Annotated in this window: 28 protein-coding genes and 1 tRNA gene; 15 read left to right on the top strand and 14 right to left on the bottom strand. The window is 53.2% G+C overall.

The window, feature by feature from the left end; translation table 11 throughout:
- Positions 1-367 precede the first annotated feature (367 nt).
- The 4 genes from petA (at position 368) to ACR0JR_RS09545 (ending at position 3,662) form a co-directional block, all read left to right on the top strand.
- Positions 368-952, top strand: coding sequence for a ubiquinol-cytochrome c reductase iron-sulfur subunit (gene petA, locus ACR0JR_RS09560; protein WP_010443142.1), 585 nt, complete (start codon positions 368-370; stop codon positions 950-952).
- A 14-nt stretch (positions 953-966) separates the two neighbouring features.
- Positions 967-2,298 carry a cytochrome b gene (petB, locus tag ACR0JR_RS09555; RefSeq protein ID WP_170780193.1) on the top strand — a complete coding sequence of 444 codons (1,332 nt, stop codon included), beginning with the start codon at positions 967-969 and terminating at the stop codon, positions 2,296-2,298.
- A gap of 17 nt (positions 2,299-2,315) precedes the next feature.
- The gene (locus tag ACR0JR_RS09550; RefSeq protein WP_170542273.1) at positions 2,316-3,104 is read left to right on the top strand and encodes a cytochrome c1; all 789 of its coding nucleotides are present in this window, start codon (positions 2,316-2,318) and stop codon (positions 3,102-3,104) included.
- Between the two features lie 129 nt (positions 3,105-3,233).
- Positions 3,234-3,662, top strand: a complete 429-nt coding sequence (locus tag ACR0JR_RS09545) for a cupin domain-containing protein (protein ID WP_480455969.1) — start codon at positions 3,234-3,236, stop codon at positions 3,660-3,662.
- 27 nt (positions 3,663-3,689) lie between these two features.
- Here ACR0JR_RS09545 and mtaB read toward each other — a convergent pair whose 3' ends face one another.
- Together mtaB and dapF are read right to left on the bottom strand one after the other, a co-directional pair.
- Positions 3,690-4,973, bottom strand: coding sequence for a tRNA (N(6)-L-threonylcarbamoyladenosine(37)-C(2))-methylthiotransferase MtaB (mtaB, locus tag ACR0JR_RS09540; RefSeq protein WP_480455968.1), 1,284 nt, complete (start codon positions 4,971-4,973; stop codon positions 3,690-3,692).
- Positions 4,970-5,812: a diaminopimelate epimerase gene (dapF, locus tag ACR0JR_RS09535; RefSeq protein ID WP_319545913.1), complete on the bottom strand. Its 843-nt coding sequence runs from the start codon at positions 5,810-5,812 to the stop codon at positions 4,970-4,972. The genes mtaB and dapF overlap by 4 nt, the downstream gene beginning before the upstream one ends.
- A gap of 211 nt (positions 5,813-6,023) precedes the next feature.
- On the opposite strand from dapF, the gene ACR0JR_RS09530 reads away from it, so the two are divergent.
- Positions 6,024-6,099 (top strand) — tRNA-Lys (locus ACR0JR_RS09530).
- 4 nt (positions 6,100-6,103) lie between these two features.
- Here ACR0JR_RS09530 and ACR0JR_RS09525 read toward each other — a convergent pair.
- Positions 6,104-7,222 (bottom strand): tyrosine-type recombinase/integrase, encoded by a 1,119-nt coding sequence (locus ACR0JR_RS09525; protein ID WP_480455967.1) that lies wholly within the window; start codon positions 7,220-7,222, stop codon positions 6,104-6,106.
- 189 nt (positions 7,223-7,411) lie between these two features.
- On the bottom strand, positions 7,412-7,636 hold the full coding sequence (locus ACR0JR_RS09520; protein WP_480455966.1) for a hypothetical protein: 225 nt from the start codon (positions 7,634-7,636) through the stop codon (positions 7,412-7,414).
- Positions 7,637-7,811: 175 nt separating this feature from the next.
- On the opposite strand from ACR0JR_RS09520, the gene ACR0JR_RS09515 reads away from it, so the two are divergent.
- From ACR0JR_RS09515 to ACR0JR_RS09505, 3 genes are all read left to right on the top strand, one after another.
- On the top strand, positions 7,812-8,246 hold the full coding sequence (locus ACR0JR_RS09515) for a helix-turn-helix domain-containing protein (RefSeq protein ID WP_480455965.1): 435 nt from the start codon (positions 7,812-7,814) through the stop codon (positions 8,244-8,246).
- The gene (locus ACR0JR_RS09510) at positions 8,246-8,821 is read left to right on the top strand and encodes a hypothetical protein (protein WP_480455963.1); all 576 of its coding nucleotides are present in this window, start codon (positions 8,246-8,248) and stop codon (positions 8,819-8,821) included. Before ACR0JR_RS09515 ends, ACR0JR_RS09510 begins: the two co-directional genes overlap by 1 nt.
- A 150-nt stretch (positions 8,822-8,971) precedes the next feature.
- Positions 8,972-10,249, top strand: a complete 1,278-nt coding sequence (locus ACR0JR_RS09505) for an ATP-binding protein (protein ID WP_480455962.1) — start codon at positions 8,972-8,974, stop codon at positions 10,247-10,249.
- A gap of 85 nt (positions 10,250-10,334) precedes the next feature.
- On the opposite strand, the gene ACR0JR_RS09500 is transcribed toward ACR0JR_RS09505, so the two are convergent.
- Complete coding sequence (locus ACR0JR_RS09500; protein WP_480455961.1) at positions 10,335-10,706, bottom strand: hypothetical protein; 372 nt, start codon at positions 10,704-10,706, stop codon at positions 10,335-10,337.
- Between the two features lie 244 nt (positions 10,707-10,950).
- On the opposite strand from ACR0JR_RS09500, the gene ACR0JR_RS09495 reads away from it, so the two are divergent.
- Complete coding sequence (locus ACR0JR_RS09495; RefSeq protein WP_480455959.1) at positions 10,951-11,121, top strand: hypothetical protein; 171 nt, start codon at positions 10,951-10,953, stop codon at positions 11,119-11,121.
- 458 nt (positions 11,122-11,579) lie between these two features.
- Here ACR0JR_RS09495 and ACR0JR_RS09490 read toward each other — a convergent pair whose 3' ends face one another.
- From ACR0JR_RS09490 to ACR0JR_RS09480, 3 genes are all read right to left on the bottom strand, one after another.
- Positions 11,580-11,786, bottom strand: coding sequence for a hypothetical protein (locus tag ACR0JR_RS09490; protein ID WP_480455957.1), 207 nt, complete (start codon positions 11,784-11,786; stop codon positions 11,580-11,582).
- Positions 11,787-12,107: 321 nt separating this feature from the next.
- Positions 12,108-12,998, bottom strand: coding sequence for a DUF2950 family protein (locus ACR0JR_RS09485; RefSeq protein ID WP_319547267.1), 891 nt, complete (start codon positions 12,996-12,998; stop codon positions 12,108-12,110).
- A 1-nt stretch (position 12,999) separates the two neighbouring features.
- A complete protein-coding gene (locus tag ACR0JR_RS09480; RefSeq protein ID WP_480455955.1) occupies positions 13,000-14,301 on the bottom strand; it encodes a DUF3300 domain-containing protein in 1,302 nt (433 codons plus the stop codon).
- 712 nt (positions 14,302-15,013) lie between these two features.
- Here ACR0JR_RS09480 and ACR0JR_RS09475 point away from each other — a divergent pair.
- Both ACR0JR_RS09475 and ACR0JR_RS09470 read left to right on the top strand, forming a co-directional pair.
- Entirely contained in the window at positions 15,014-15,445 is a 432-nt protein-coding gene (locus ACR0JR_RS09475; protein ID WP_480455953.1) for a hypothetical protein, read from the top strand.
- 71 nt (positions 15,446-15,516) lie between these two features.
- Positions 15,517-15,891, top strand: a complete 375-nt coding sequence (locus ACR0JR_RS09470) for a CAP domain-containing protein (protein WP_480434958.1) — start codon at positions 15,517-15,519, stop codon at positions 15,889-15,891.
- 579 nt (positions 15,892-16,470) lie between these two features.
- On the opposite strand, the gene ACR0JR_RS09465 is transcribed toward ACR0JR_RS09470, so the two are convergent.
- The 4 genes from ACR0JR_RS09465 to ACR0JR_RS09450 form a co-directional block, all read right to left on the bottom strand.
- Positions 16,471-17,493: an adenylate/guanylate cyclase domain-containing protein gene (locus ACR0JR_RS09465; protein ID WP_480455952.1), complete on the bottom strand. Its 1,023-nt coding sequence runs from the start codon at positions 17,491-17,493 to the stop codon at positions 16,471-16,473.
- A gap of 3 nt (positions 17,494-17,496) precedes the next feature.
- The gene (locus ACR0JR_RS09460; RefSeq protein WP_010438274.1) at positions 17,497-17,856 is read right to left on the bottom strand and encodes a group I truncated hemoglobin; all 360 of its coding nucleotides are present in this window, start codon (positions 17,854-17,856) and stop codon (positions 17,497-17,499) included.
- Between the two features lie 152 nt (positions 17,857-18,008).
- On the bottom strand, positions 18,009-18,839 hold the full coding sequence (locus ACR0JR_RS09455) for a class I SAM-dependent methyltransferase (protein WP_480455950.1): 831 nt from the start codon (positions 18,837-18,839) through the stop codon (positions 18,009-18,011).
- 77 nt (positions 18,840-18,916) lie between these two features.
- Positions 18,917-19,756, bottom strand: coding sequence for an alpha/beta fold hydrolase (locus ACR0JR_RS09450; protein ID WP_480455948.1), 840 nt, complete (start codon positions 19,754-19,756; stop codon positions 18,917-18,919).
- A 259-nt stretch (positions 19,757-20,015) separates the two neighbouring features.
- Here ACR0JR_RS09450 and ACR0JR_RS09445 point away from each other — a divergent pair, with 259 nt between their 5' ends.
- The 4 genes from ACR0JR_RS09445 (at position 20,016) to ACR0JR_RS09430 (ending at position 25,241) form a co-directional block, all read left to right on the top strand.
- Positions 20,016-22,247 (top strand): ATP-binding protein, encoded by a 2,232-nt coding sequence (locus ACR0JR_RS09445; RefSeq protein WP_480455946.1) that lies wholly within the window; start codon positions 20,016-20,018, stop codon positions 22,245-22,247.
- The gene (locus tag ACR0JR_RS09440; protein WP_010438283.1) at positions 22,240-22,953 is read left to right on the top strand and encodes a response regulator; all 714 of its coding nucleotides are present in this window, start codon (positions 22,240-22,242) and stop codon (positions 22,951-22,953) included. The genes ACR0JR_RS09445 and ACR0JR_RS09440 overlap by 8 nt, the downstream gene beginning before the upstream one ends.
- A gap of 344 nt (positions 22,954-23,297) precedes the next feature.
- Positions 23,298-24,344, top strand: coding sequence for a cytochrome P450 (locus tag ACR0JR_RS09435; RefSeq protein WP_480455945.1), 1,047 nt, complete (start codon positions 23,298-23,300; stop codon positions 24,342-24,344).
- Positions 24,345-24,449: 105 nt separating this feature from the next.
- Complete coding sequence (locus ACR0JR_RS09430) at positions 24,450-25,241, top strand: inositol monophosphatase family protein (protein ID WP_480455944.1); 792 nt, start codon at positions 24,450-24,452, stop codon at positions 25,239-25,241.
- A 4-nt stretch (positions 25,242-25,245) separates the two neighbouring features.
- Here the strand turns inward: ACR0JR_RS09430 and ACR0JR_RS09425 are convergent, their stop codons facing one another.
- Together ACR0JR_RS09425 and ACR0JR_RS09420 are read right to left on the bottom strand one after the other, a co-directional pair.
- Positions 25,246-25,812, bottom strand: a complete 567-nt coding sequence (locus ACR0JR_RS09425; RefSeq protein ID WP_480455943.1) for a histidine phosphatase family protein — start codon at positions 25,810-25,812, stop codon at positions 25,246-25,248.
- Positions 25,813-26,874: an ABC transporter ATP-binding protein gene (locus tag ACR0JR_RS09420; RefSeq protein WP_010438291.1), complete on the bottom strand. Its 1,062-nt coding sequence runs from the start codon at positions 26,872-26,874 to the stop codon at positions 25,813-25,815.
- Positions 26,875-26,877: the final 3 nt, after the last annotated feature.

Genomic DNA, 26,877 nt, shown 5'->3' with positions numbered 1-26,877 from the left:
TCTCATCATGTTCGCTTTAATTTGGAAAATATCGTGGCAAAACTCTGGCAAATTCAGTGTCATTTCGACGATCTTAAAAGGGAGTGAAGGTGGATAAACCCGGATGCGCCAATCCGCAGGCCAGTGCCGAATCACACCACATGTCCACCGGGCTTAGTGGCTGCCCAGAAGACTAAAATCTGCATTTGATATTGAAATTTTACCCTTTCACCGTGACATGATTGCTTAGATGCGGCGTATTGCGCGTTTAAGAGCGCTGGACGAACTCTATTCTCCCCGATAGATACCCCCTTTAAGACGCCGCAGTTCATGCGGTGCGCGAGCTATATGCCCGTTCGCGGGCGCCAGACAATTCGGAGATAACCTCGTGTCCCACGCTGAAGACCACGAAGGCACCCGCAGAGATTTTCTGTACTACGTCGCTGGCGGCGCAGGTGTCGTTGCGACGGGGGCTGCCGTTTGGCCCCTGGTAAATCAAATGAATCCCTCGGCAGACGTTCAGGCGCTGTCCTCGATCCGTGTTGACGTCAGCGGGGTTGAGACGGGCACGCAGCTGACCGTAAAGTGGTTGGGCAAACCTGTTTTCATCCGCCACCGAACTGGTGCTGAGATCCAGGAAGCCAAAGAGCAGGACGCCGAAGGCGTGGATGCTCTGCCTGATCCGCTGGCGCGTAACTTCAATATTGCAGCCGATGCACCGGCAACTGACGCCAACCGCGTCATGCCGTCGCCCGAAGGCGAAGCGCCGGGTGCATGGATCGTTCAGATGGGCGTCTGTACTCACCTTGGATGTGTGCCGCTGGGCGACGCCGGTGATTTCGGCGGCTGGTTCTGCCCCTGTCATGGCTCGCACTACGATCTCGCGGGCCGTATTCGTAAGGGCCCCGCGCCCGAGAACCTTCCTGTGCCGCCCGCTGAGTGGGTGGATAACAGCACCATCAAACTCGGCTAAGGGAGACCCAACTTATGTCCGGAATTCCCCACGATCATTACGAGCCGAAGACAAACGGCGAAAAGTGGCTCAACAGCCGCCTGCCAATTGTCGGTCTCCTGTATGACACCCTGATGATTCCCACCCCCAAAAACCTGAACTGGTGGTGGATCTGGGGCATCGTCCTGGCGTTCTGCCTGGCGCTGCAAATTGTCACCGGCATCGTTCTGGTGATGCACTATACTCCGCATGTTGATCTGGCCTTTGCCAGCATCGAACACATCATGCGCAACGTGAATGGCGGCTATATGCTGCGGTATCTGCACATGAACGGCGCTTCGTTGTTCTTTGTTGCGGTCTACATTCACATTTTCCGCGGCCTGTTCTACGGCTCGTACAAAGCCCCGCGTGAGATCACGTGGATCATCGGTATGCTGATCTACCTGATGATGATGGGCACTGCCTTCATGGGTTACGTTCTGCCCTGGGGCCAGATGTCCTTCTGGGGTGCGACCGTGATCACCGGCCTGTTCGGAGCGATCCCGTTTGTGGGTGACGCGATTCAGACCTGGCTGCTGGGCGGACCTGCGGTGGACAACGCCACGCTGAACCGTTTCTTCTCGCTGCACTACCTGCTGCCTTTCGTTATCGCAGCGCTGGTCATCGTGCATATCTGGGCCTTCCACACCACTGGCAACAACAACCCTACGGGTGTTGAAGTACGCCGTGGTTCGAAAGCCGAGGCCGAGAAAGACACGCTGCCGTTCTGGCCCTATTTCGTGATCAAGGACCTGTTCGCTCTGGCGGTTATTCTTGTCGTGTTCTGGGCCATCGTTGGCTACATGCCGAACTATCTGGGCCACCCGGATAACTACATCGAAGCCAACCCGCTGGTCACACCTGCGCACATCGTTCCTGAATGGTACTTCCTGCCGTTCTACGCGATCCTGCGTGCGTTCACCGGTGAGGTCTGGGTCGTTCAGTTCGCCAGCTTCATCACCGGCGGCATCATCGACGCTAAGTTCTTTGGTGTTCTGGCGATGTTCGGTGCGATCCTGGCAATGGCCCTGGCACCTTGGCTGGACACATCGACTGTGCGTTCGGGCAAATACCGTCCGATGTTCAAATGGTGGTTCTACCTGCTGGTCATCGACTTCTTTGCCCTGATGTGGCTGGGGGCGATGCCCGCGGAAGAACCCTATGCGACCTTCTCGCTTATCGCGTCCGCCTACTGGTTCGCATATTTCTTCGTGATCCTGCCGATCCTTGGCGTGATCGAGAAACCTCTGGCACAGCCGGAAACCATCGAAGAAGACTTCAACGCGCATTATGGCAAGGCTGACGCCGACGCCACGCCGGCCGAGTAAGAAGAGGGACCGGAAACATGTTCAAGAAACTTGCAATCGGTGCCGCGTTCGCTCTGGCCCTTGCGCCCGCCTCGACCTTTGCGGCAGGTGGCGGTGAGCAGCACATCGAAGACTTCGACTTCTCGTTCGAGGGACCGTTTGGAACCTGGGATCAGAACCAGCTTCAGCGCGGTCTGCAGATCTATACTGAGGTCTGCGCGGCCTGCCATGGTCTGCAATACATTCCGCTGCGGACGCTTGAAGATCTGGGATATTCAGAAGAGCAGGTCATCACCTACGCGGCCGATAATTTCGAAGTGTTCGATCCCGAGCTGGACGATTTCCGCCCGGCAATCCCGACCGACCACTTCCCGGCCAATACTGGCGTTGGCGCACCGGACCTGAGCCTGATGGCGAAGGCCCGTGCTGGATTCCATGGCCCATACGGCCTGGGGATTAACCAACTGGTCAAAGGCATGGGTGGTGCGGAATATATCGCATCATTGCTTGACGGCTATACTGGCGAAGAGAAGGAAGAGGCGGGCACGGTTCTTTATGAGAACAAGGCCTTCCCGGGTGGCTGGATCTCGATGGCACCGCCATTGGCCGAGGATCAGGTCGAATTCGCAGATGGTCATCCAGCAACGGTCGAAGCCATGTCGGAAGACGTTGCGGCCTTCCTGATGTGGACCGCTGAGCCAAAGATGATGGACCGCAAGAATGCCGGGTTCGTTGGTGTTCTGTTCCTAACGGTTTTGTCTGTGTTGCTTTATCTGGTGAACAAGCGTCTGTGGGCGCCCCACAAGGGCAAGATCCGCAAGGACTAATATCCAACCGGATTGTCTATTCAAGGATCCCCGCACCTTTCGGTTGCGGGGTTTCTTCTTTGGTGCCTACTGGAATTCAGGCCACGAGTTCCCAGATAGCGAATACAGAAATTCCGAAGGAGCTTATCGATGGCAGACAAAATCGAAGCCACACGTAAACAGGTTGTCATTCAGCAATGGGATGGCGGCAAGAAATACATGATGGCCCCGAATGAGTATGTCGGAGTTGTTGTGGGCAAAGAGGCCACCGACGGAGAATACGTAATCTCGGACGGCGTTATGGCTCCAGGAGGCGCGGTGCCTGATCATTACCATAAATGGGAGGATCAGACGTTTCACATTCTTCAAGGCACGGTTGATGCGAAGCTTGGTGACACGTGGGTCAGCGCCGGCGCAGGGGATACCATTCACTGCCCGCGCGGAGTTTCCCATTACATGAAAAACAATAGCGATCAGACTGTCTGTGCGTATGATCAGCTACATTTTCCCCGGCGACCGCGCCGAAGCGTTCATGGCCGAAACCTCCCGGCAGAACGAGGGTGGCGAACAGGACTTTGAGTTGATCGAGCGGGAATTTGGTGTCGTCTATCTTTGACTGACCTGAGCACAGGGTTGGGCCTGCAAATGCATACCTGATGTGCCTGTGATCACCCCGCGCACGATCTGCCCTTCAATTTGAGGCTGGGAAAAAGTGACTTCAGTAAACTGTTCGGTCCGACCCATATTAAGGTTTTCCATCAGTATGTTGTGATACCTTCCAACCTGTTCTGAAAGATGCTTAGCAACCTTGGCATCCCCGGCAGCACGTAAGCGGGCGGCCCGCTCCTTAATTACGTTTCCGTTCACCTGCTGTGGGATGCGAGCAGCGGGAGTTCCTTCGCGTTTTGAATATGGAAACACATGCAGCCAGGTCAGGTCGCAGTCGTTGACCAATTTTAGAGAATTCTCGAAATGGTCTTCGGACTCTGTCGGGAAGCCTGCGATGATATCGGCCCCAAATGTCATATCCGGGCGCAACTTACGAGCCTCTTCCGTAAAGCGGATGGCATCATCGCGTAGGTGGCGACGTTTCATGCGCTTCAGGATCAGATCATCACCATGCTGTAGCGACAGATGCAGGTGGGGCATCAGGCGCGGTTCGGTCGCGATGGCCTGCATCAGATTTTCGTCCACCTCGATCGAGTCGATCGAGCTGATCCGCAGGCGCTGAAGGTCCGGCACCAGTTTCAGGATGCGCATGACCAGATCACCAAGCTTGGGTTGCGCAGGCAGGTCCGCGCCCCATGAGGTCAGGTCAACTCCGGTCAGGACAACTTCGTTATAGCTCCTATCGACCAGCCGCTTGATCTGGTCTACCACGACGCCAGCAGGGACGCTGCGAGAGTTTCCGCGGCCATAGGGGATGATGCAGAAAGTACACCGATGGTCGCACCCGTTCTGGACCTGAACGTAGGCGCGTGAGCGGGTGCCAAAACCGTCGATCAGATGGCCCGCCGTTTCGGTGACAGACATGATGTCATCTACCTGCACGGCTTCGGTCTGACCGATAAAATCGGCGGTCATCCCTTTCCAGGTTTCGGGCCGCATCTTTTCGGTGTTTCCGATAACTGCGTCGACCTCATCCATGCGCGCGAATGTCTCGGGCTCAGTCTGCGCGGCACAGCCGGTGACAATCAGGCGAGCGTCGGGATTTTCCCGCCGCAGCTTGCGAATTTCCTGCCGCGCCTTGCGCACGGCCTCAGCTGTCACCGCACAAGTGTTTACGATCACCGCATCGCTAAGGCCCGCCTGCTGTGACAGCTCTTTCATCGCCTCGGTCTCGTAGGCGTTCAGGCGGCAACCCAGAGTACTGAACTTGGGCGGATTCATTCCAGAGACCTCAGAAATTCCGGCGTGAGCGTACCCGAAAAAACGTGGACTGTTGGCCCCGTCATCCAGACGCCATCATCGCGCCAGTCGATCCATATAGTCCCACCGTCAAGATCAACTTGTACCTGGCGCCCGGTAAGTCCACGCCGGGCCGCTGCGACGGCAGTGGCACAGGATGATGACCCCGAAGCCAAGGTGATCCCAACACCGCGCTCCCAGACGCGCATGCGGATTTTGTCTGGCCCTGCGATCTGCGCTACCTGCACGTTGGTACGTTCAGGATAGAGCGGATGGTGTTCATAACGCGCACCGAAATCTTCGAGAGGGATCGCCTCCGCATCGTCGACAAAGAAAGTGCAATGCGGATTACCCATTCCGGTTGCTGTTGGTCCCCCTTCGATAGGGAGTTCAAGCGTGTCCATTTCTTCGGTCAGGGGAATCTCGTTCCAAAGAAGCTGAGGTTGGCCCATGTTGACCGATGTCAGGCCATTTCCTGCGTCCCGTGCCTGCAGAATGCCGCGTTCTGTCGTGAGAGTCAGATCCGATCTGCCGGTTTCATCTAGCAAGAATCTGGCAATACATCGCGTTGCGTTTCCACAGGCTGCCGAGGTCGACCCATCGGCGTTGTAGAACACCAGATGCGCATCTGCATTTCCGCTTTCGATCACCGCGAGCTGGTCGAAACCCACGCCAAACTGCCGATGCCCAATTCCCCTGGCCATCTTGGGAGTGATCGGAATCGCATGCGCGCGCGCATCCACGACGACAAAGTCATTGCCCAGCCCGTGCATCTTCATAATGGGCAATCCGGTATCGTTTAGGGTTTGCATTGCGGGCATATAACCCCGGCGACAAAATGAATCCAGCCTGTCCTAAAGATTCCACAAAATAGGGGTTGACCCCCCAGCGCCACCTGCCTAATTAGGCCGCCTATCGGGGCGCTGGACTGACATCAGACAAAAGCGTGCCGAGGTGCAAATTAAGGTCTTGAACCCGGTTGGGTAAATACCTTACAGAGCGCCACGGATCATCGAGATCCAACAAAAGAGTGGGCCGTTAGCTCAGTTGGTAGAGCAACTGACTTTTAATCAGTGGGTCGCAGGTTCGAATCCTGCACGGCTCACCACTTTTCATAAATTGTCCTTTCCTTGCCGGGGTTTGGTATCAGATTTGACGAACCTGTTCGGAGGGTTCGCCAAATTACGCTCGCCATTTGGGCGGGCGATCAGTTTCTCAATTGCGGAATCAGCCATCCCTTCGCGACCTGCGGCCTCGGTGTAGCGTTGCACGAGAGCTAGTGTTTTGTGGCCGGTGACTGCACCGATTTCATGCGCAGTGGCACCAGCCTCGGCTAAACGTCGCGCACAAGCCTTGCGCAGGCCATGAGCGGAGCATTGAGGCAGTTTTGCCACCTCCGTCCAACGCTGCATGAGGTTGCCCAAGCCCCCCGACGATCGGATCGTACCTTTCTTGGTAGCCAAGAAGGTGCGGTCCTTCGGAGCCTTGTCCAGCACTTCGGCCAAGTCCGGGTGGATTGGAACTGACACTAGAACACCGCCCGAGCGTTGTGTCTTTTGTCGCCTGTATTCAATCTTGCCGTTGCGAATGTTGTCTGGCCCTAGCTTCACCGCGTCAACTCGAGCGGCTCCAGTATAAAGCATCAGCGATACCGCTGTGTGTGCAAGCGTACCGGGTTTATGCGTTTTGAAGAACTGCGCCAGTTCGTCCTCATCCCAAGTATGGAAGCCATCACCACCCACGCGAAATGGTTTCGTCACGCGCGCAGGATTGTCTCCGCGCCAATCCAATGAAATGGCAAAATCCATTAACTGGATCAGCCGCTTGCGTAAGTTGTTCGCCGCAGCGGGTGTCTCGGCTTTTTCAGCAAGGATCGCTTGCACGTGACGCCGTTGCATCAGTTGAACAGGTTTGTCTCCATGCTCCTCACGAAACTTTTCAACAATTCCGCGATAAACCCTCTGCGTACTAAGAGACAGGTCGAGAAACTCAGCTGAACGATACCAGAGGGCTACAAGCTGGTTGACGCTAAAGGGTTTGGCGCGGTCAACACCGATCAACCCACGCGTTTTGTGTCCATTTAAGGCGTCCTCATATCGCCTGACGAATTCTTCGGACCCATAGTCTCTCCCCAACTCAGCAGAAAACCCGCGCTTCCGAAACCGCCAACGGCGCTTGTTGTGCCGGTCATAATAGGCGGTCGCGCCAGGAAACTGTTTACGCCGCTTCATTGACGATCCCAGGGGTTGCTTGCTTCGTCGACTTGCCTCTCAGTGCTGTAGATCACGACCTTTCCGTCCCGGCTGATCTCTGACCGCACGACTTGTATCCCTGCATCTTTATATGCTTTGAGGTAGCGTGTTAATTCATTCTGCGTCAGTGACGCTCGCGGCGTAGCCATCGAATGTCCTCAACCTCCACTAGTTGGCGCGTAGCACCGCATCCAGCTTCTCGCCTTCAGCAGCTTTCACTGTAAATTTTTCGACATACCGTTCCCAGGCTCCGTTTGGGATCTTTGGGTTGCGGCGTCCGGGGGCTGTGAAGATATGATCCAACATGTCTGCGCGAATAAGGTAGCGCACGTTGGACACAGGGATACCCACTCGTTCTGCCAGTTCCTTGGGGGTTTCGAGAAGCTTTTTCACGCTTCGCCTCCTCAAATCGTTTGCTTACAATCCGAGGCGAGAGAAATCGTTTTGCGTCCAGAATAAAACAAAACTACGTTGAAACTGCATGAATCAAACGTATCGCCATCGTTCGTGTCTATTTTGATATAAATGACTACGAATGAGGTCAATACAAATACGAACGAAAGTTGAAATGGCTGTTAGTGGCCTTGGAAATCGCCTTGCGGCTGTACGTAGGATCGCCCGACTCTCTCAAGAAGAGATGTCGCAGAAGCTAGGTATTAGCCGAAGCGCCTATCAAAACTACGAACGTGGTCAACGAGACCTAACTGCTCAGCTATTGTTGGAAATCTACGAATTGTTTGATGTCGACCCGCTCTGGATGCTCGAAGGCGACTCAGAAGATGGCAAAGGCGGAAGGCACAACGAGATAGCCTCCGCGTACCGCAAGATCGGGATCGCAGTAGAGCGACGAATTTTTGATCGAGAGCTTTCCGTGACACCCGAAAAAAAATGGGACGCAATCGAATTTCTATTTGATGAGTTCCTAACCACCGACGCCTTAGCCACAGATGGCGAGGAACCGGAAACAACCAGAATTGATAGTGTTTTGAGGCTGATAAGCTGATGATGGATGAAGACTTTCCCGAAGAGGTTTTGAAACTGCGCCCGCGCAAAGTGCGGCTGGGACGGGACTTAGAGCGCTCGCTGGAAGATATCTGCGGTGCCGACAAAAACCATTTAAGCAATGGTGGGAAGTACAATTTGCGCCCGAGAGCCGGTAGTATCAATGCGGCTCATTGTGCAGCGTGTGGACAAATTGAGTATATTACGCGCGACTATTGTCGCTGCGGCCATTACCTTTCTGGCCAGATCATAGATGAATACCTGGCTTGGGAGCGTGATCTGGTGAAAACCAAAGATCAGATGGCCTTAGAAGCGGAAGAAAAGTTGAAGCCGTTCAGATGGATAATCGCTAGCGCCATACCCTTCGCAATTTGGCCAATCATTCAGTTTCTGGTCAACGGTAGGGAAATGCCGCCCACGACATGGTTGTGGATCTTCACCGGCATGGTGATTTTTACCCTTTACCTTCTGATTGAGTACACCATCACCGCAAAACTAGAAGCAAGTGCACATACTGTTGAAAGTGCAACATATGAGCAGTTCCTGATTGACCGAATATCATTACCCCAAAGGTGATTTCGCATGATCCTTTTGAGGTCACATATTTTCCGAATTTCGCTTTTTCAAATGTTGTCCGCTGCGGCTTCGCGATGATTTCATCCCCTCGAAACTTAACCACCCAAATGCCAAGAGAAATTTCCTCGGCTATTTTGCACGGAGGCCAACGTGACTCGACTTGCAACTCGTGTTGTTGATGCGACGCCTTATGCCGCGTCGCTCATCGAGGGCCATAGAGACTTTGGCTACAATCTCGAAACGGCACTTGCCGACGTAATCGATAACGCTATCACTGCCAAGGCTCAAACGGTCGAGTTGATCGCCGACACTACCGCTGACGAACCATGGATCGCGGTTGTAGATGATGGGTTCGGCATGACAGAGATCGAACTGGTTGAAGCCATGCGATTGGGGTCGAAAAAGCCAACAGACGAACGTTCGGCCGAAGATCTCGGCCGTTTCGGTCTTGGTCTGAAAAGCGCCAGTTTTTCACAATGCAGACGTTTAACGGTCCTGACACGGCGAGACAAAAAAACATCATGTGCCCGCTGGGATCTCGACAAAGTCGCGGAGCGAAACGATTGGAGCCTCGAACTCATCGATAATCCGGATCTTCTAACGGAGCATGACCTTCTGCCTGAAACAGGTACAGTCGTCACTTGGAAAAATCTTGACCGCTTAAGCGGCGGCTATGCACGTGACCGCGGCAAACGTGCTGCACACATGAATGCGGAATTGTCTCGTGCAGAACACCATCTTCGGCTCGTTTTCCATCGGTTCCTTGAGGGCCCCAAGCCGCGCCTAAAGCTGTCATTGAACGGGCGTTTGTTGAAACCGATTGACCCTATGGCGTCCTTACATACAGCTACGCAGAAAGACCCGGAGGAGGTACTTCGCCTGCGACAAGGCGATGTCGTGATAAGATGTCACACACTACCGCATCACAAGCGCATGACGCAGGAACAATGGGAAGAGATTGGTGGTCCAGAGGGGCATCTGAAATCTCAGGGGCTCTATGTCTATCGCGAGCAACGCCTGATCATCGCTGGCGGTTGGTTGGGTCTTGCTCGCCAAACCGAACTAACAAAGCTCTGCCGAATTGCCGTCGATATTCCGAATACAATGGATGCGGAATGGAAAATCGACGTTAAGAAAGCCTCGGCACAAATGCCGCCGGTTGTGCGTGAACGCCTAAAGAAAGTAGTTGAAAGGTTCGTCGGAACATCCAAACGTACCTATCGCAGCCGCGGCCATAAGCTGGTTGATGAGACCCGCTTCCCGATTTGGAATCGGATGCAAAAGGATGGCCAGATCTTCTTTCGCCCTAATATCGAGCATCCGGTATTTCGAACATACGCTGAACAGTTGCCGGAAAACCTTCGTGAAGGTTTCGAAAGATGCTTGCGATTAACCGCCAGAAGGCAGGCCTTTCCTCAATTTCTTTGAAGCGGTCCAGAGCGGGGTGCTTCCAGATTAGATGACACCCAATTGAAAGCCCCACACCGGACGCAATCGGTGCAGGGCCAGTGCACTAACGAGTAAGGCTAAATGCAGTCGCTCGCGACAAGTCAACTATGGTGTTCCCGTAAGTCGTCATTAGCACTCGCAACATTTGATTATGTTGGTTCAGTTCTTCAGTCGTAGGGCTAAGCGCGCCACTCTCCATCAGTTCTTGCATGTCGTGCAAATCTTGCGGGTCTTGGTACTCGTTGAGAAAATCAGATGTCCATTCCGCATTTGGTGGATGATCCGACGAGTCTGCCCATTCTTCAAATTCGAGATCCAAATCATTGGCATCCAAGTTCGAACTCAAATCATTGGTGTTAATCGCATAATCCTGTGATCCTGCTTCAAGCACATATGAATTTTTCATGTCAAATGTGACGTCACTAAAGTCAAACATTGCCGCACTCCATGAACTTTATGAACTCGGGAAGTGTTATAGATGAAGTCGCGTTATGGTTTGAAAAAGCCAAAGTTAATTTTGCTTAATGTGCGTTAATCCTTTGTCTCGCAATTGTATGCTATCCAGTCCGACGGGTCTTACAACATTGAGCGGAACCGTATCGAGGCCAAAACAGCCGCCTATCAGAATCACGCACTTTCAGGTATGCATGTCGTATTGATTAAAGCTTTGAGGTGTTTCCATGACCACCGTGCGCACCCCGACTGAATACCGCGCCGCCTTGCGAGAGATTGAGTATCTATGGGGATCGGAACCAGATACCGAGGAAGGCAAGCAGCTTGCGGAGTACTTGTCAGCGGTAGAGCAATACGAGCGGCTGAACACCACAGAACCAGCGTTGCAGGGATTGTGACGCTCAGACGCGAAATGGTGGCGTGTGGGCGAGAGAAAGGGCTCAAGCGATAGAAGCGGTGCAGTGGTGCAACAGGTCAAGCTTCAAGTACCGTTCATGCCCTCAACCATAAGTAATATGCATAGATAGTTGAGCGGATTGACGCCTTGAACAAGGCAGGCTTCCGCCACGTAAATCATGACGTTCTTTTCGGTCATCGACGGTTGCCCTAAGTCCAATGTGAGACTTGCTTGGGGGCAAAACATGAAACTAAGTGCGATTGAAGTCGTCTGTATACTATTGGCGAGCGCAGCGGCAGTAACGGGTTTTTTAGGAGCGGCAAACGCCCTGATTACAGCTATCTGAGCAGATGCCCCGATGCTGTGTAGCTAATTTACTGAACAGGCATTGACATTGCTAGGGTTGTGGCCCTGCCATTTGTCAGGCCAATGCTCGTTCCATTTCACGCGCCAGAGCCATCAGGCGATTACGCTCAACTCACAGCGCCTTAGCGCCCTCTGATTGCCGCCTACGGCCCTCGGCAGTCTAAATGCCATATCCAACATCTGAGTGGGCTTCACGTTCCAGCTCATAGACAGGTCTTGGGCACTCGGATCGCGCTGTAGCGGGATGGGAACGCCGTTCACGATCCAGTTCTGCAGGGCATACAGCTCTGCCCATGTCATTTCATGTCTGCCGAGTCGTCCGCACATTAAGCAAGCTTTGCAAAACAGGGGGAACGTTTGGGGGAACTTTTTGATGGTTGGCGACGAGATTAGCGGCAGTTGTGTGGACTTTTCAGTCATTGACTCGAAACGTGTGAAGGCAGAAGAATGGATCAAGTCGTAAGATGGGAAATTTGCTCGCAGTCACAATGTGTGTTGCAAGAGCGATCCAGGCCGAACCTATTCGGGTACACGTAACCATCGAACTGAAGCTTGTCACACGAACCGCAAATAGTGACCTCAGCAAAGCGCAGAGCTTAAGCGCCACTTTCAATCCAAATATTACTCGACCGGTGACCAATTCGTGTCTGGATCATAAGCAGAAATTTCAGATGCAATACTGAGTGTCTCCGGGCCAAAATCTGCCTCGTAGACTATGCCGTTTTCGCCAACCAGAAAGGAATGAATACCAGTTTCTCCGTAGTCTGCCGGTATTGCCAGCAAGGCATGTCCTGCAACGAAGTGATCCCCGACGAAATAGGGGTAGGCACCCCCTGGAGCGTTAGGGCCCTGCTCTTGCAGGATTGTGTAATAATAGCCAAGAAACGGTTCGGCTTCATAGTCAACCTGACCGTCACTCCACCCCGAAGCTGCGGCGCGGGCAAGCGCTGCACCGACAAAGCTGTCTTTTCCAGGCCAGAAGAGACCGTTCTGCTCTTCCGGATCGGAAATGATCGTCTGAGCGAATTCCATAACGCCATTCCCGTTATGGTCCACAAGTCGGAAAGCTGCCTGCAGGTCAACATAGGCCTCAAGCAATTCGATCACTTCCAACTCATTCAAGCCTATTTCACGAGCTGAAAGTTCCTCGATCCCAGCCTCCAGGTCAAAGCGCCAACCGTCATCTTTACGCAGAATTGGGATAGGAAAAGGCCAACCGTCTTCACCCAGAAGAAGTACAACGCCATCGTCCTCAGGCCGGAAACGATACCCCTCGGCATACATGCCAAGCACTTCCTGCCTTCTTTCTTGATCTTCCGTCGGATCACCCGTTCCAACCAGATCCTCGGCTTCAGGCCCGAAAATTTCGATCAGCTTGCTCTGATCATTAGCCTTCAACGCATCAACAAAAGCATCCAGTGCGGTTTGCGGCGTATCAAATCTGGCTCCTTCAGAGAGGGCCGGGCTTGTGGTCGCGGCAAGCAACAAAATTGAAAATACTGATCTACGCATCTTACCGTCTCCGCTTGCCTTTAGCGGCGTGTCCACGCTTGGACGCGCTTTGAGTTCTGCTGCCGGACGCCGTTTTCTTCATCGCTTGCCCTTTGGATGCCGCGGGCTTGCGCTGCGTCGATGCGGCTTTCTTCGCCTGCGGCTTCTTGGCGGTCTGCGGTCTTTGTGCGACTGGCTTTTTCGCTGAATCTGGACGTTTGGTACGATCAATGGCTTGTTGCTTTGCGGCAGCCTTGTCCCGATCAGCGTTGTTCCGGTTCGCTAAGGCACCGCCTGCTACAGCCCCTGCACCCGCACCGACCGCAGCTGCAGCCGCCCCGCGGTCCCGGCTAATATCTGCAGCACCGGATTCTCGGCTCAACTTTGCACGCAGCTCATCCGTGCGACCGTCAGGACGGTTAACCGGCAAGTCGCTACGGCCACCTTCGGGTCTTTTGTGGTCCGCTATTTTGTTCCGGGCCTCCTGTTGCCGGTCAGGATCGGGGTTCCATCCGATATCCGTTCGGTCACCTAAATCTATATCATTGCCGATATTGACGTTGCCATCCACGTCTATGTCGATGTCTGGATTTCTATAAATCGGACCGCCGCCCCAGCCACCGCAATTTCGGCACCCCCAGTAGTCGTTCCAATCATCGTCGTCGTCAAAAATTTCGTCGATCAGGGCAACAGCGCCAAAAGTCAGTAGTGCGGCGCCCACAACATCCCCGGTTGACGGGCCAGTATAAATCGTCTCGGGATTGTATTGTGGAACGTATACCGTCTCGGGTTCTGTCGGTGTAATTACTACGTTGTCGTCGTCAGACACTTCGACAGTTTGCTCGGGCCCTGAAACAAGAGCGCCGCTGTCAATTGCCTGATCCCGCATGACCTGCACCGCATCCATCACATCGTCGGACTGGGCCAACATGGCAGTGCCAACTGTCTCGGTCCAGTCGATATGGGTGGCCATCTGACCAACAACTTCGGGGAACGCCGTTGCCAACACACTGACAGAAGGATCCCATCCCATCGCATCGATTTCGGGCTCTAGTTCAACAGGGTCGCGGTCGGCGTTATCGAGCAAATATCGTTCAGCCTTAACAATTTCCAATGGCTGGGTTGCCGCGACAAATATCTGTATGAGTAACGTGTCGGGGTAAAGAGCAACCGGGGCGACCAAGGTCTGCAACTCAGCGTCAGTTAGCAGACTGGACGAGGTCGCCGAGGTATCATCTTTTGCCGCTACATCTTCGGACGACTCTTGCGCTAACGCGGAAGTAGATACGCAAATACCGAATGCAATTAATAGAAACCTAAACATATTGCGATCCTTCGATTTCTTGAAGGATCACCTAAGACTGCGATTCTGGCAACCGATCAGTCAATAAAACGGTTGTGGGATAATAATCGACACCCAATCAAGTTTGAGCGAGTGTCCGCTTTGGGCTCAGAGCCGACATCCGACTAAACCAGCCTGATGACTTAGAATTCGTTACCTTCTGACAGTTGGCCTGCCTACCCCCCATTTATAGCGGGCTGAATATGGCGGGCTACATGTGGCATACTGCGCTGGCCTCCCAAATTGGGAGTAGGGGAAGAACCCACCGTCTCACAAATGATTGAGAGTGAAGGTGGTGAGGGGCTGGATGAGGGGGTCTTAGCCAGCCCCTCTCTATTGAGGGGGTATACGGAGTGGTAGTGTTGTTCCGTTGAATTCAATCTACCCTGTTAGTGCCTTGTCCGAAATTGGGGGATTCCCGTAGACCCCTTATCTTCTTATCCAGATACAATTCAAACACGCTGTACCGATACCAAGCAGGAGCGGCGTGCCTTGATGGAGATTGGCGATTTCTATGAGGGGGTACGCGTTCGGCGCGCCGTACCTTTTGAAACGAAGATAAAACTGTTTGTGCAAACCAGCCATCGACACGAATTTAGTCAAAAAAGCTGGTCCGAAACGTGCAATCTAGCTTAGCCTTACAGGTGCGGATATCTGACAACGCATACCATGCCAATTTCGAGGAAGCGGCCCAATGTTTAACAGAACTCTCTGCATGGGGATCACCTTTGCCTTGTTCGCTACGACCGGTCTAAAGCCAACAACCGCGAATGCCAGTGATGCTGGAGACGTTATCGCAGGTGTCGCACTCGGGGTTTTAGGGGCATCCATTGCGCGGCATCACCACCATCATGGGTCGCATTATCAGAAGCACCCAAGTCTTTCTCCAGAGGAAAACGCAGTCGGGCTTTGTATGCACCGAACGCATGCCGCAATGACTAATCAGGGCTACTACGCCGTGGATTTCCAACGCACACTCTCGTACACGACAAATGCAGACGGGATTGATTTAATTGATTTGGAAGTCGCGAGATCCAGCGATAGTACCGATGCCCGCTCCTACATAAAAGCTCACTGCGCAATTCAAAACGATGCCGTGGTCAATTTCAGGTACTCAAATTACTGAGTAAAGTTACGGGCACACATAAGATGCTACGCCTGTTGTTATCCATGGCACTTCTGCTCCCCTCGGCTCTCATGGCCGACAAATTGGCTACAAACGAGCTGAATGCGTTTCGCGGCGGTCAAGGTGTTCCAGCACTAGGTTACAACCCAAAGTTGGAGCAAGCCGCCAAGTCGCATGCCGATGACATGGTGAAGAGGGGGTTCTTTTCGCATACCGGCTCTAACGGGTCTGACGTGGGCGAACGGGTGCGCAAAACAGGCTACAACTGGTGTTTTGTGGCTGAAAACATTGCCAAGGGACAAAACGGTTTGGACGCTGTGATGGCAGCATGGTCGAAATCACCGGGACATCGAGCTAACCTGCTTTCTCGCAAAGCCAAGGAGTTCGCGCTTTATGAAGCGGCTGATCGTACTTGGGTTATGGTTTTAGCCGCACCCTGCAGGTAGATTTGCGCCATTCTCGACGCCGCAAAACGCCACCAGCTTCAATCCTCTGATGACTTCCAATGAAACGCAATAGCTTTGGTATCATCCGACAATCCATTTTCATGCCGAACCTCTTCGACTGGGCATCCAGTTGCTCCTCCGTCTATCCCGGCTTCACCCAGGTGTAGTGTACCTTCGGTTCTGCTAAGATGATGAGAGAAAACCGTTGCGACGGTGTTTATGTCTACTACTAGGCTCTGCGACATTGACTAGCTCTGGACCATTGAAGTGGGACTTTTGCGCCGCCAATACCATTCTTTGGAATTAATGGATCGACGTTGATTGCGACAAACCAATCCGTTGGAACAATCGCACAGGAGTGACGATTTTTATTGCGATTTGTAGCGATCAAACATCAAAGCTCACGCCGACTGTAAACGATGTGTTCTCCCATTTGATCGTATTTGCCAAGCAACGCCGCGATATGATGAACTACATGGAGTTCGAGTGACCAAAACGCGCGTTGAAATACCGTTTCGTACTTTGTGAAGGTGCAACTCAGTTGATCTACCGTTAGCCAAGATGGCAAGGGTGCTGCATTCAGCTGCTGTCCGAAAGCCGCCAGACTTCCTGTTCACCAAATCCTCGGATCGTTCTGACCCCAATATTTTCGAGATCGAATTGGTCCTTCAGGACATGTGCGACTTCGCCCTGAACACTGATTTCCATCGGCTCGGAGAATTCCTGCAACCGTGAAGCGAGGTTCACGGCAGGTCCAAATATGTCGTAAACATACTTCTGAATTCCGACGACCGAGCCCACAACCGAACCCGAAGACAGACCAACCCGGCAATGCCATTGATGCGGATGGCTCAGATTGCGCCGGTTCAGATAGCGCACAAATCGGATGGCTGTGTTGGCGATTGCCTTGGTGTGATCCGGTGTCGGATCAGGCAATCCCGCCACAGTGATATACGCGTCTCCGATCGTTTTGATGCGCTCGCAACCGAATTGCTCACCTATACGATCAAACGCGCTGTATATGTCGTTCAGTTCTGTGACGGTCACGCTGGGGTCCTGTGAGGCGACCATTTCCGTGAAGCCCACAAAATCCAGCATCAGAACAGAGACAGGGTTGTACAGCTGTGGCGTCACCACACCAAAGGTTTTGTATTCTTCATAGACCGAACGAGGCATGATGTTGAGAAGCAGTTTCTCCACCTGCTCTTTTTCGCGTTTGATCTCTCTTGTGTTGCGCTCGACCATCATCGAATAGGAATCGATCATAGATTCCAACTCCTTGATCCGCGTGATGTTCTGACAGACAAGAACCAGGACGTCGTCTTTGGTGGAAGTGAAATCGAGTGCGATGATCAGCGTCCTGCGTTTCTTTTTGAACTTGATCTCCGATGCGTATCGCCCGTTATCCTCAAGGGCAGTCTGCATGGCCTCGGCATCCAGATCAGGAAAAAGCTCCTGCAACTGATTTGGCTCTGCTTCGTTGCTGAACCAGTCGTCAAACGTGTCATTGCGAAAATTGAAACGCAATGATTTACGATCCAGTAGCGCGACCCCTACGCCGATTGCGCGCAGGAGCTGTTCATTAATGGCTTCTATCTTCATGGGTCACCCGACAATCAATGGGCGGCGTTTGGCGAACTCTGCGACAACTGCCTCGACATCCTCGTCGGCCACACCGTGATCAATCAAGGTCGCACGCAGCACCACTTCAAGCTCATCAAAATGAGCGTCGTTGATATCGAGATGTGAGTGCAGCTGTTTCAGCTGTTTGTCTGTATAAGACGCTGGTCCGCCAAGCAGGGAAGCAATGAATTTAGTCTGGTGATCAACCATCCGGGACATATCGACCTCGTCGAAGAATGGCCCGATGTCATCGTTATCAAGAAGGGTATCGTAGAAAGAGAGGACGATCTTGCTAACCTGCGAAAATCCCCCGTACTTCTCATAGAGCGTGCGTTCAGCCATACCAATACCCTTTCAAAATAGTACGAATAGGGAAGCGCTCCCATTGTCAAAGACTACAAATTCTACCCAGTTCAATTCAAGTCTGCTGCCGTCGCTGCATTCTGACGCCATTCGGAGCTTTGCCGAAGGGCGTCATGGTTCTAAAAACTATGTCAGCGGCGTTCGACGATAATCTCGGCATACTCGGAAGAAATGCACAGTGAATCGTTGGTCGAGATGTCGAACCTTTTGATCAGCGTCATCATGTCATTGCGCAATGATGTCTGACCTTCGGCATCCAACGCTTCGAATGCTTTTTGCATCGGGCCGTAGAACGTGCGGAAATATTCCATGAAATGCTCGACTGACCGGTAGCGGAACATGAAGTTCTTGCGCCGAAACGATTTTACCGCGCACCGAGTACCGAAATTCTGATCGATCCAATCCCGGCTTCCCCACATCGCCGGAGAGTTCACGCCCGCAGGTGGCGGCACATGCTTGCCAATCGTTTTAAACAGTTGCCCGATAAAGCTTTCTGGGGTCCAATTGGCCATGCCGATTTTTCCACCCGCCTTAACGACCCGCTGAAGTTCGGCAGCGGATTGTTTTTGATTAGGTGTAAACATTACCCCGAATGTGGACACTACCGCGTCGAATGACTGATCATCAAAGGGCAGGTTCTCGGCGTCTGCGACCTTGTAGTTTACGAACAGACCCTCGGCTTGGGCACGCTTGCCGCTGGCTTCCAGCAGGCTTTCGACATAATCGGTTGAGGTTACGTCGCAAAAGCGTCTGGCAAAGGCCAGTGTTGCGTTGCCGTTTCCCGCTGCCACATCAAGGATCGTTGAGTCGGCGCGCATGTCCATAGCTTCGGCAAGCTCTTCACCGGTTATCTGCAGCGTGACCCCGACCTTGCTGTAATCTCCGGCACCCCACGCTGCGTTCTGTTTGGCTTTGATTGCCGTGTAATCCGCTGTGGGTGCGATGGTTGATTGAATACTCATGATTGATGTCCTCCGGGTGTTGTGCTGACCCTAGATCAGCGGTTTCAAAATAGCCGCATCTTCTGAATGCGTTTGAGTTATGCAGCTTCGAGATCAGGCCAGCTGAAATCGGCGATCGGCCGCTCGGCATTGGCAACATGCTCGAAGATTCTTGAATTGACCCATTCCGGCTGGAAGATTGGCGCCATGTGTCCAAGCTCGGGCAACAATGCGATACGTGCATTGGGCAACGTCTTGGCGATGGCCACGGCGACATTCTGAGCGATCTCAGGGGATTCCAGACCGGTCATCACCAGGGCTGGCATCTCGAGATTGGCCAGATCCTTTAACGTCCAACTCTCGGCAAACCCGTTGGCAAAATCCGTCATGACTGAGGAAATCAGGCCCGCAAATTTCTTTTTGGCCTTGTCGGGCAGGTTGTCCCAAAAACCGTCTCCGTTCCAGAAATCAAGGAAATGCTGCATTCCTGCGGCCGCATCACCTTCGGCAGCAGCGCCAGATACCAACCCAGACAAAAGCTTGATCTGTTGAAACAAGCGACGTCCTTTGTTGTTCCCATGAGCCAGAAAATGAAACGCGGCCGGTTCATAGACAGTCAGGCTTTTGACCAGATCAGGGCGCATCAGGGCGATTTTGATTGCGATGCCGCCACCGTTCGAGTGACCGACCAAATGAACCGCGCTGCCCAGCTTTTCAATTTCTCTGATTACGGAGGCCGCCGAAATTGCCGCCCCATTTTGGCTGTGATCGCTCGCCAAAGGTGCACGACCATAGCCGGGCAGATCAAAGGCATGAACATCAAAGCGACCGTCAAGATCGGCTTCCAGTTGGCTCCACTGAGCGCTGCTGGATGCGGCGGAATGCAATGCGACAATCGGTGCATTGCTTGCTTCGGTAGACCTAAATGAAATCGTCATCGTACTTACTCACTTGCGTTTGAGATGAGCAATAACTGACGGTTCATTGTTTCATTGAAATTTCCGAAATAAGCGCAAAGTGTTTCAGTTGTTGCTCTGTGAAGCAGGTCACACAACGCGCTATCTGTCTCTGAAACATGAGAAATTACGGCCGGAATTTGCGCCACCCCGACCGGTTTGAAACAATTGAAACATTAGATGCTGATTTTGAAATGGCGCTGAAACAATGATACCGTAAAAAAATAGGATGACGATGGACATGGCGAGCGATTTTCAGGAAATCGAGAAGGCAAGGGACCTTCTGCGCGATGCAATCGAGTCTCTTAAGGAAGGGTTCGCCCTTTATGATGACGACCGTCGCCTGCTCATGTTCAACCAGCGCTATGCCGAGATGAACAAGGGTGTCGCGGACCTGTTAAAGCCCGGACTAGACTGGGAAATCCTGATGCGCGAAACAGCGCGGCGCGGGATTTATGCTGACGCCATCGGCAATGAAGAACAGTGGGTCTCGGACCGATTGGCCAACGGGATCGAGTTCATTCAGGATTATGAACTGGCCGAAACGGACGGTCGAACTTATCTGGTGTCGGTCCATCCCACCAATCTTGGCGGCTTTGTTGTTACGCGCGAGGATATTACAGATCGCAAGCAGGCCGAGGCTGAAGAACGCGACGGAGACCTTCTGATCAGGAAGGTGCTGGATGCCAGTTCTGCAGTCGTGACGATGGCGCGCATTGGCGATGGCCAGATCCTGTATCGCACACCCGCCGCCCTTCAGATGTTTGGCGCCTCTAAGTTCGCGCGGGAGCATTACGCCAAGCCTGAGGAGCGCGCGGATTTTGTAACCTTGCTGTTGGCGGATGGTCATGTCGAAAACTTCAAGCTCGATTTGTGCAATGCCAATGGAAAGATTTTTCCGGCCTCAATTTCTTCGCAGCTGATCGATTACAAAGGCGAAGAAGTAATCGTTACCAGCATTATTGATCTTACGGTTCAGCAGGAAGCCGATGCTTTGATCAGGCAGGTGATGGAAGCGTATCCCGCCGCGATCAACATGACGCATGCGGAGACAGGTGAGGTCCTGTTTGCAACGCCGGAAATAAAGGCTCTGTTTGGTCCTGCCCGCAGTTCCAAATCTTACTATGCTGATCCGACAGAACGTCAGCGATACCTGAAAGACCTTCGCGAAGCGGGATCTCTCAAAGATCGGCGGATGGAGTTTATTGATGCAAATGGAAGAAAGTTTTGGGCTGCAGATTCTTCCCGCCTGATCGAATTCAACGGCGAAGAAGTCATCGTCTCGAACACACGAGATCTGACAGATGAACTGGCGATTGAAGAAGAGCTCGCAAAGCAACGCGAGATGCTTTTCCAGAATGAGAAGATGTCAGCGCTTGGCGAACTTCTTGCTGGCGTGGCCCATGAGCTAAACAATCCGCTTTCCGTGGTTGTTGGGCATTCTCTCATGCTCAAGGACGAAATTACCGACCCCGATCTGACCGCCAGAATCGAGAAGATCAGCAATGCGGCCGAGCGCTGCGCGAAAATCGTTAAAACATTCCTGGCAATGGCGCGCCAGCAACCCAGCAATATCGAGGATGTCGATGTTGCCGGGCTGATCGCGACTGCGGCGGATGTCGTTGGGTATGGTACGCCATCAGATGGAATCCGCGTTGTGCAGAAAATTCCTGCTGATTTGCCACCGGTTGCCGCGGATGCCGATCAGATCACCCAAGTTATCATCAATCTGATCATTAATGCGGAACAGGCCATGAGGTCATCTGAGCGCGGTGACCTGATCGAGCTTTCAGCGCGGCCGAGGTTTGATTCAGGCATGGTCGAGTTGACGGTAAAGGACAATGGCCCGGGAATCCCCAAGGCCATTCGCGCCCGAATCTTTGAACCGTTCTTCACCACCAAGGAAGTTGGAGAAGGCACCGGTATTGGTCTCGCGTTTTGCCACAGGATCATACTGTCTCATGGCGGTCAGATCCGGCTTGATCAGAGCGACAGTACTGGCACCTGTATGCGGATCTTGCTGCCTATCGGGGCACAGAGCGAGTTTATGGAAGATGAGCCGAAAGATTCAATTTCTTCTTCACTGTCTTTGAAGGCATTGGTGGTGGATGATGAAGTTGAAGTTGGTGAGCTGCACGCAGAGATTCTGAGAAGAGAAGGTTTTGACGTCGATTTCGTCTCATCCGGTGAGGAAGCATTGCGCAATCTTCGCTCACAAAACTATGACGTATTCCTGAGTGACTTGAATATGCCGGGTGTTGATGGACGAAAGATCTATCAGGCTCTGGTTGCCGAATTTCCGCACATGCTGAACAGAACGGCCTATGTGACCGGGGATACGATGGGGCAGGCTTCGCAAGCATTGCTTGGTGAATCCGGCTTGCCTCATCTCGAGAAACCCGTTTCGCCTATGGAACTCAGAACCCTCGTGGGCAATTTGCTTGCCGAAGGGAAGGAAGCAACCGATGGATGAAAAGAGAACGCATATCCTGGTGTGCGATGACGAAGTCGATGTGCGTGAAATGCTTCAGGAATATCTGGGCAAGCGTGGATATGAGGTTTCGGCAGCATCAGGCGGAGATGAGCTGAGGCAGATACTGTCTGCGAACGGGGTCGACGTCATTGTCATGGATATCAACATGCCAAAGGAAGATGGCCTTTCAATACTTCGATCCTTGCGCCCTGAGAATACAACACCTGTTATCATGTTGACTGCAGCAGGCGACGTTATCGATCGCATCGTCGGATTGGAGATGGGGGCAGATGATTATCTGGGCAAACCTGTTGACCTTCGGGAACTTGAAGCCCGGATCAAGGCGATACTCCGGCGCGAAGCAATACATGAAACGGCGACCAAGGAAGCCCCCGACATCAACGGAGCACCATTTGGCGATTTTACATTGGATAAAGACGCGGCCAAACTTCTGGCCGCTGATGGTTCCGAAGTTCAGCTGACCGCTATGGAATACAACCTGATCAAGGTATTCGCCGAAAACAAGGGACGCGTTCTGAACCGCGACCAGCTGCTTGAACAGGCCCATGATCGATCCTGGGATCCATTTGATCGCAGTATCGATATCAGGATTTCCCGTCTTCGCCGAAAACTTGAATCCAACCCGGAAAAGCCCGAGATCATCAGAACTGTGCGAGGCATCGGATATCTGTATGACCCAAAGTGAAGGCACGTTTTTAACGAGCTGATTGCTAGCTTTAACGGGGATAATCGCCAAAGAAACGAATTGGCTGCGCGCAGAACCCTTCCGTAATCGTTACGAAGTTTGCCCAAGAGCCGTTCTGTGGTCCATTGTAGCGATACGCCAGTCTGAAAAAGGACACGCACTGGTAAGTCGACTACTCTGGGGCAATCGATATGCTATCAATCTCCGAACTACCCGAGATAGACTTTTCATCGGAAGCGTATCAGAAGCGACCGTTTCAAACCCTTGCTGAGCATGCACGGAAATGGCGCATCGCCCGTAGTAAACGCGGCGTGGAAATTTTGGACTATGACATTTGCAGGAACATGATCCTGGATCGTCGATTTGGCACAGGACATCCAAAGTTGATGCATCTGTTGGGCCTGCCGGAAGGACGTGCTTTAAGTTACAAACGTGAGTCTATATCCTTTTACAACCGCGGTGATAAACGGCGCAAATTACGACAGCCGATAGCGCGCCTGATGAGCCCGCACGCCTCTGAGGCGTTCCGGCAAGACATTAAGGATGTTGTCGCTGACATCATTTCTGACATCCCGACGCATACCAGAGTCGACCTGATCGAAGCACTTTGTGATCCCACGCCGTCGCGGGTCTATTGTTATTGGGTCGGTGCGGACAAAGGCGACGCGTCCTATATCGCCAGGACGTCGCACACGGTTCAGCAAGTTCATACGCGAGATTCGGAAAAGACGCCGGAAATTGTCGAGGCGTTTGAAAGCCTGCTTGATTATGCGGAGGCACGGATTGCTGCCGCGCGCGAAGCCCCTTCTGACAATCTGATTTCGGATTTGGTCCGGGCAGCGAACAATGGTGAGTTTACGGATGACGATCTTCGGAATTGGGTTATCAAACTGGCAGAGGCGAATACCGACAACTCCTCTCATCAAATCGCAAGCACCATTATCGAACTGGCCTCACGCCCCGCTATCTGGCAAAGGCTGCGCGAAGATCCTGACGCAATTCCGATTGCCGTGAACGAAGTTATGCGTATCCACCCACGGTCAATCTCAACCTCTCGCGAAGCACTGGAGGACGTAGAAATCGATGGCGTGCATATCGCCAAGGGCACACCGGTCTTTGCAAATATCGGGGCTGCCCATTGGGATGAGCGCTATTACCCGGAGCCTGAAAAATTTTCTCTCGAACGTGCTGGGCAGCCAGTTCATCTGAATTTCGGGGGTGGTGTATTCTCTTGCCTGGGGCGCTACGCGATCACAATCGAGGTTGAAGAAGTTGTCCGATATATGACCCAAACCTTTCCGCGCATTCGGTTGGATAAGGCAGAATTCAGTCATTCACCGATGTTCACAAATGTGACCGATCTACATGCGACACTTGCTCCTCTGAGCTGATCAATGCGCATTTCAAAGAATTGAAAAACATACTCCCAAGGTTGTTGTCAGCCGATACCACATCCGCCAAGGTGCACATTCTACTCATCAAATGCAGGGGCACCCATGTTGCAACTTTCTGAGCGAAAAGAATTTGCGGTTATGACTTGCCAGGAAGCGGGAAAAGTCGCGGCCGAGTATTTTGCAAATCGGGATGCGCTGCTGGTCGACCAAAAGGGCGCTCAGGACTGGGTGAGCGAGGCAGATCGGAACGTTGAAACCTTTATTCGCGACAAGATCAGGGATGCTTGGCCCGAAGATGGAGTTTTTGGTGAGGAGCATGGTGCAAGCAAAGGGACAAGCGGGTTTGATTGGGTGATCGACCCAATCGACGGGACGACAAATTTTGTTAACGGGATTCCAGCCTGGACCATCGTTCTGGCCGGTGTGTCAAATGCGCAGACCCAGATTGGAGTCATCCGTGATCCAAATGTCGACGAAAGCTATGTCGCCGTCCGGGGTGGAGGCGCAACGCTGAATAACGCCCCGATGCGGGTCGCTTCAGGCGTCGCGCTGGAGGAAGGAACCGTAGCTGCCGGATATTCGAACCGCATCGAAGCCCGCCAAGTTGTTCCGATTATCGCAGATCTGATCGAACATGGAGCGATGTTTCACCGAAACGCCAGCGGCGCTCTGTCATTGGCCTATGTGGCTGCGGGTCGGCTGCTGGGCTATGTCGAAGAGCATATGAACGCATGGGACTGCCTGGCCGGTCAGTTGATGATCGCGGAAGCTGGCGGCAGGATCGAAGATCAGGATGCCGATGCCATGATCCGCAATGGCGGCCGGGTGATTGCAGGTACACCGGATGTGTTCGATACCTTGCGCGAGATAGCCGAGCGTGCATGGAAGACCTGAGCGACTAGTCGAGCGAGCACCACCCGCTCAACGGTTCAAGCGTCTTTAGATCGGCCTGCCAATAGTGGCCTTGCGCGGGTTGATCGTATCTCCGGTCAATGGGACGGCCCGATAAGATGCACCATAGCAGAGTACCGACAGCCCCGTGCGTAACAATGGCAAGGTCGTTGCCATCTTGTTTTTCAACAATCGAAATCGTTGCCCGATGAATGCGTTGTTGAGCCTCTATTGCCGTTTCCCAACCGTGAAAACTGGTAGCCGGGTGGTCAAAGAAAGCATCAGCAGCGGCTTCAAAAGCATCGCGCGGCAGAAAACCGGTGGTGCTGCGGTCATTTTCGCCAAGGTCAGCATTTAGATTTACCGGCAGGTCTCGGGGCGTCGCTAGAATCACAGCCGTATCGCGGGCCTTTTGCTCGGTGCTGGTCCAGATTTGAGAGACCTCCGAGAAGATCTCGGCATTCGCAAACGCGGAAGCGCGGTGACGCCCTGTTTTACTAAGCCCCCAATCCGTTACAGGAATGTTGGGGTCGATTACGACCTCGGGATGCGTGATGATCAGAAGCTTGGGCATTTATTCGGGCAAAAGCACGGGTCCTTTCTCGGCAAAACCCATCCGAATTTCTGCACCGGGTTCAAGCGGTGCATCCACATCGTCGTGCACCGCGAAGACCTGACCGAACGCTCCGGTCAGAGTGTACTCCATGCGAACTCCAACATAGGTTGCCTTGGCGACGGTGGCGGCGATGCCCTGCTCGGCGCCGATCACCAGACGCGAGGGTCGGATGGCGACAGTTGCGGGCCCCTGAGGCATATCGCGAGATGACAGCGTGTGGCGGTAGCCCTCGATCTCTATCGTGGCCATATCCCCTTCGACAGAGATGATCTGACAAGCCAGCAAGTTGGCTTCGCCAATAAAATCCGCAACGAAGCGATCATTGGGTGCATCGTAGAGCTGGCGTGGCGTACCGATCTGCGCGATGGCGGCATTCCGCATCACGACAATTTCGTCTGATACCGCCAAGGCCTCTTCCTGATCATGTGTCACATAGACGACCGTCAGGCCAAGATCCTGTTGGATGGCCCTGATATCCTCGCGCACCTGGCGGCGCAGTTTCGCGTCGAGATTAGACAGAGGTTCGTCAAATAGCAGCACCTGTGGCTCTAACACCAAAGCCCGCGCAACGGCGACGCGCTGCTGCTGTCCGCCAGACAACTCTGATGGCAAACGGCCATCAAAACCTTTCAGGCCAACCAACTCCAAACCGTCCAGAGCGCGGCTGCGGGCCTCGTCTTTGGCAAAGCCCGAGAACGTGAGGCCATACATAACATTCTCAAGCACACTCATATGGGGAAACAGAGCGTATGACTGGAACACCATCGACACGTCCCGGTCCGTTGCGGGCAGTTTGGTCACGTCGCGATCCCCGATGGTGATCTTGCCCGAGGTTGCCATTTCGAGCCCTGCGATCATCCTCAGGGTCGTTGTTTTGCCACAGCCTGAAGGGCCCAGCAGCGTGACCAGCTTTCCAGCTTCGACATGCAGGTTAATGTTGTCGACAGCAACGACATCCTTGCCGAACATCTTCGTCACGGACTCGAACCGAACCGGCGCGGCTTTGGACTGCAGGCTCATGTC

Source organism: Ruegeria sp. AA3 (genome assembly GCF_056542905.1).
This window is presented reverse-complemented; position numbering and strand designations above follow the sequence as displayed.

What these genes read in the sequence shown, in the direction of transcription:
- ACR0JR_RS09435 (WP_480455945.1), top strand. Translation starts at nt 23,298, where the DNA reads ATGATCCTGGATCGTCGATTTGGCACAGGACATCCAAAGTTGATGCAT.
- ACR0JR_RS09445 (WP_480455946.1), top strand. Translation starts at nt 20,016, where the DNA reads ATGGCGAGCGATTTTCAGGAAATCGAGAAGGCAAGGGACCTTCTGCGC.
- ACR0JR_RS09480 (WP_480455955.1), bottom strand. Translation starts at nt 14,301, where the DNA reads ATGTTTAGGTTTCTATTAATTGCATTCGGTATTTGCGTATCTACTTCC.
- ACR0JR_RS09510 (WP_480455963.1), top strand. Translation starts at nt 8,246, where the DNA reads ATGATGGATGAAGACTTTCCCGAAGAGGTTTTGAAACTGCGCCCGCGC.
- ACR0JR_RS09425 (WP_480455943.1), bottom strand. Translation starts at nt 25,812, where the DNA reads ATGCCCAAGCTTCTGATCATCACGCATCCCGAGGTCGTAATCGACCCC.
- ACR0JR_RS09475 (WP_480455953.1), top strand. Translation starts at nt 15,014, where the DNA reads ATGTTTAACAGAACTCTCTGCATGGGGATCACCTTTGCCTTGTTCGCT.
- mtaB (WP_480455968.1), bottom strand. Translation starts at nt 4,973, where the DNA reads ATGAATCCGCCCAAGTTCAGTACTCTGGGTTGCCGCCTGAACGCCTAC.
- ACR0JR_RS09485 (WP_319547267.1), bottom strand. Translation starts at nt 12,998, where the DNA reads ATGCGTAGATCAGTATTTTCAATTTTGTTGCTTGCCGCGACCACAAGC.
- ACR0JR_RS09450 (WP_480455948.1), bottom strand. Translation starts at nt 19,756, where the DNA reads ATGACGATTTCATTTAGGTCTACCGAAGCAAGCAATGCACCGATTGTC.
- ACR0JR_RS09495 (WP_480455959.1), top strand. Translation starts at nt 10,951, where the DNA reads ATGACCACCGTGCGCACCCCGACTGAATACCGCGCCGCCTTGCGAGAG.
- ACR0JR_RS09500 (WP_480455961.1), bottom strand. Translation starts at nt 10,706, where the DNA reads ATGTTTGACTTTAGTGACGTCACATTTGACATGAAAAATTCATATGTG.
- ACR0JR_RS09550 (WP_170542273.1), top strand. Translation starts at nt 2,316, where the DNA reads ATGTTCAAGAAACTTGCAATCGGTGCCGCGTTCGCTCTGGCCCTTGCG.
- ACR0JR_RS09515 (WP_480455965.1), top strand. Translation starts at nt 7,812, where the DNA reads ATGGCTGTTAGTGGCCTTGGAAATCGCCTTGCGGCTGTACGTAGGATC.
- ACR0JR_RS09460 (WP_010438274.1), bottom strand. Translation starts at nt 17,856, where the DNA reads ATGGCTGAACGCACGCTCTATGAGAAGTACGGGGGATTTTCGCAGGTT.
- dapF (WP_319545913.1), bottom strand. Translation starts at nt 5,812, where the DNA reads ATGCCCGCAATGCAAACCCTAAACGATACCGGATTGCCCATTATGAAG.
- ACR0JR_RS09465 (WP_480455952.1), bottom strand. Translation starts at nt 17,493, where the DNA reads ATGAAGATAGAAGCCATTAATGAACAGCTCCTGCGCGCAATCGGCGTA.
- ACR0JR_RS09420 (WP_010438291.1), bottom strand. Translation starts at nt 26,874, where the DNA reads ATGAGCCTGCAGTCCAAAGCCGCGCCGGTTCGGTTCGAGTCCGTGACG.
- ACR0JR_RS09430 (WP_480455944.1), top strand. Translation starts at nt 24,450, where the DNA reads ATGTTGCAACTTTCTGAGCGAAAAGAATTTGCGGTTATGACTTGCCAG.
- petB (WP_170780193.1), top strand. Translation starts at nt 967, where the DNA reads ATGTCCGGAATTCCCCACGATCATTACGAGCCGAAGACAAACGGCGAA.
- ACR0JR_RS09490 (WP_480455957.1), bottom strand. Translation starts at nt 11,786, where the DNA reads ATGACATGGGCAGAGCTGTATGCCCTGCAGAACTGGATCGTGAACGGC.
- ACR0JR_RS09440 (WP_010438283.1), top strand. Translation starts at nt 22,240, where the DNA reads ATGGATGAAAAGAGAACGCATATCCTGGTGTGCGATGACGAAGTCGAT.
- ACR0JR_RS09455 (WP_480455950.1), bottom strand. Translation starts at nt 18,839, where the DNA reads ATGAGTATTCAATCAACCATCGCACCCACAGCGGATTACACGGCAATC.
- ACR0JR_RS09525 (WP_480455967.1), bottom strand. Translation starts at nt 7,222, where the DNA reads ATGAAGCGGCGTAAACAGTTTCCTGGCGCGACCGCCTATTATGACCGG.
- ACR0JR_RS09545 (WP_480455969.1), top strand. Translation starts at nt 3,234, where the DNA reads ATGGCAGACAAAATCGAAGCCACACGTAAACAGGTTGTCATTCAGCAA.
- ACR0JR_RS09470 (WP_480434958.1), top strand. Translation starts at nt 15,517, where the DNA reads ATGGCCGACAAATTGGCTACAAACGAGCTGAATGCGTTTCGCGGCGGT.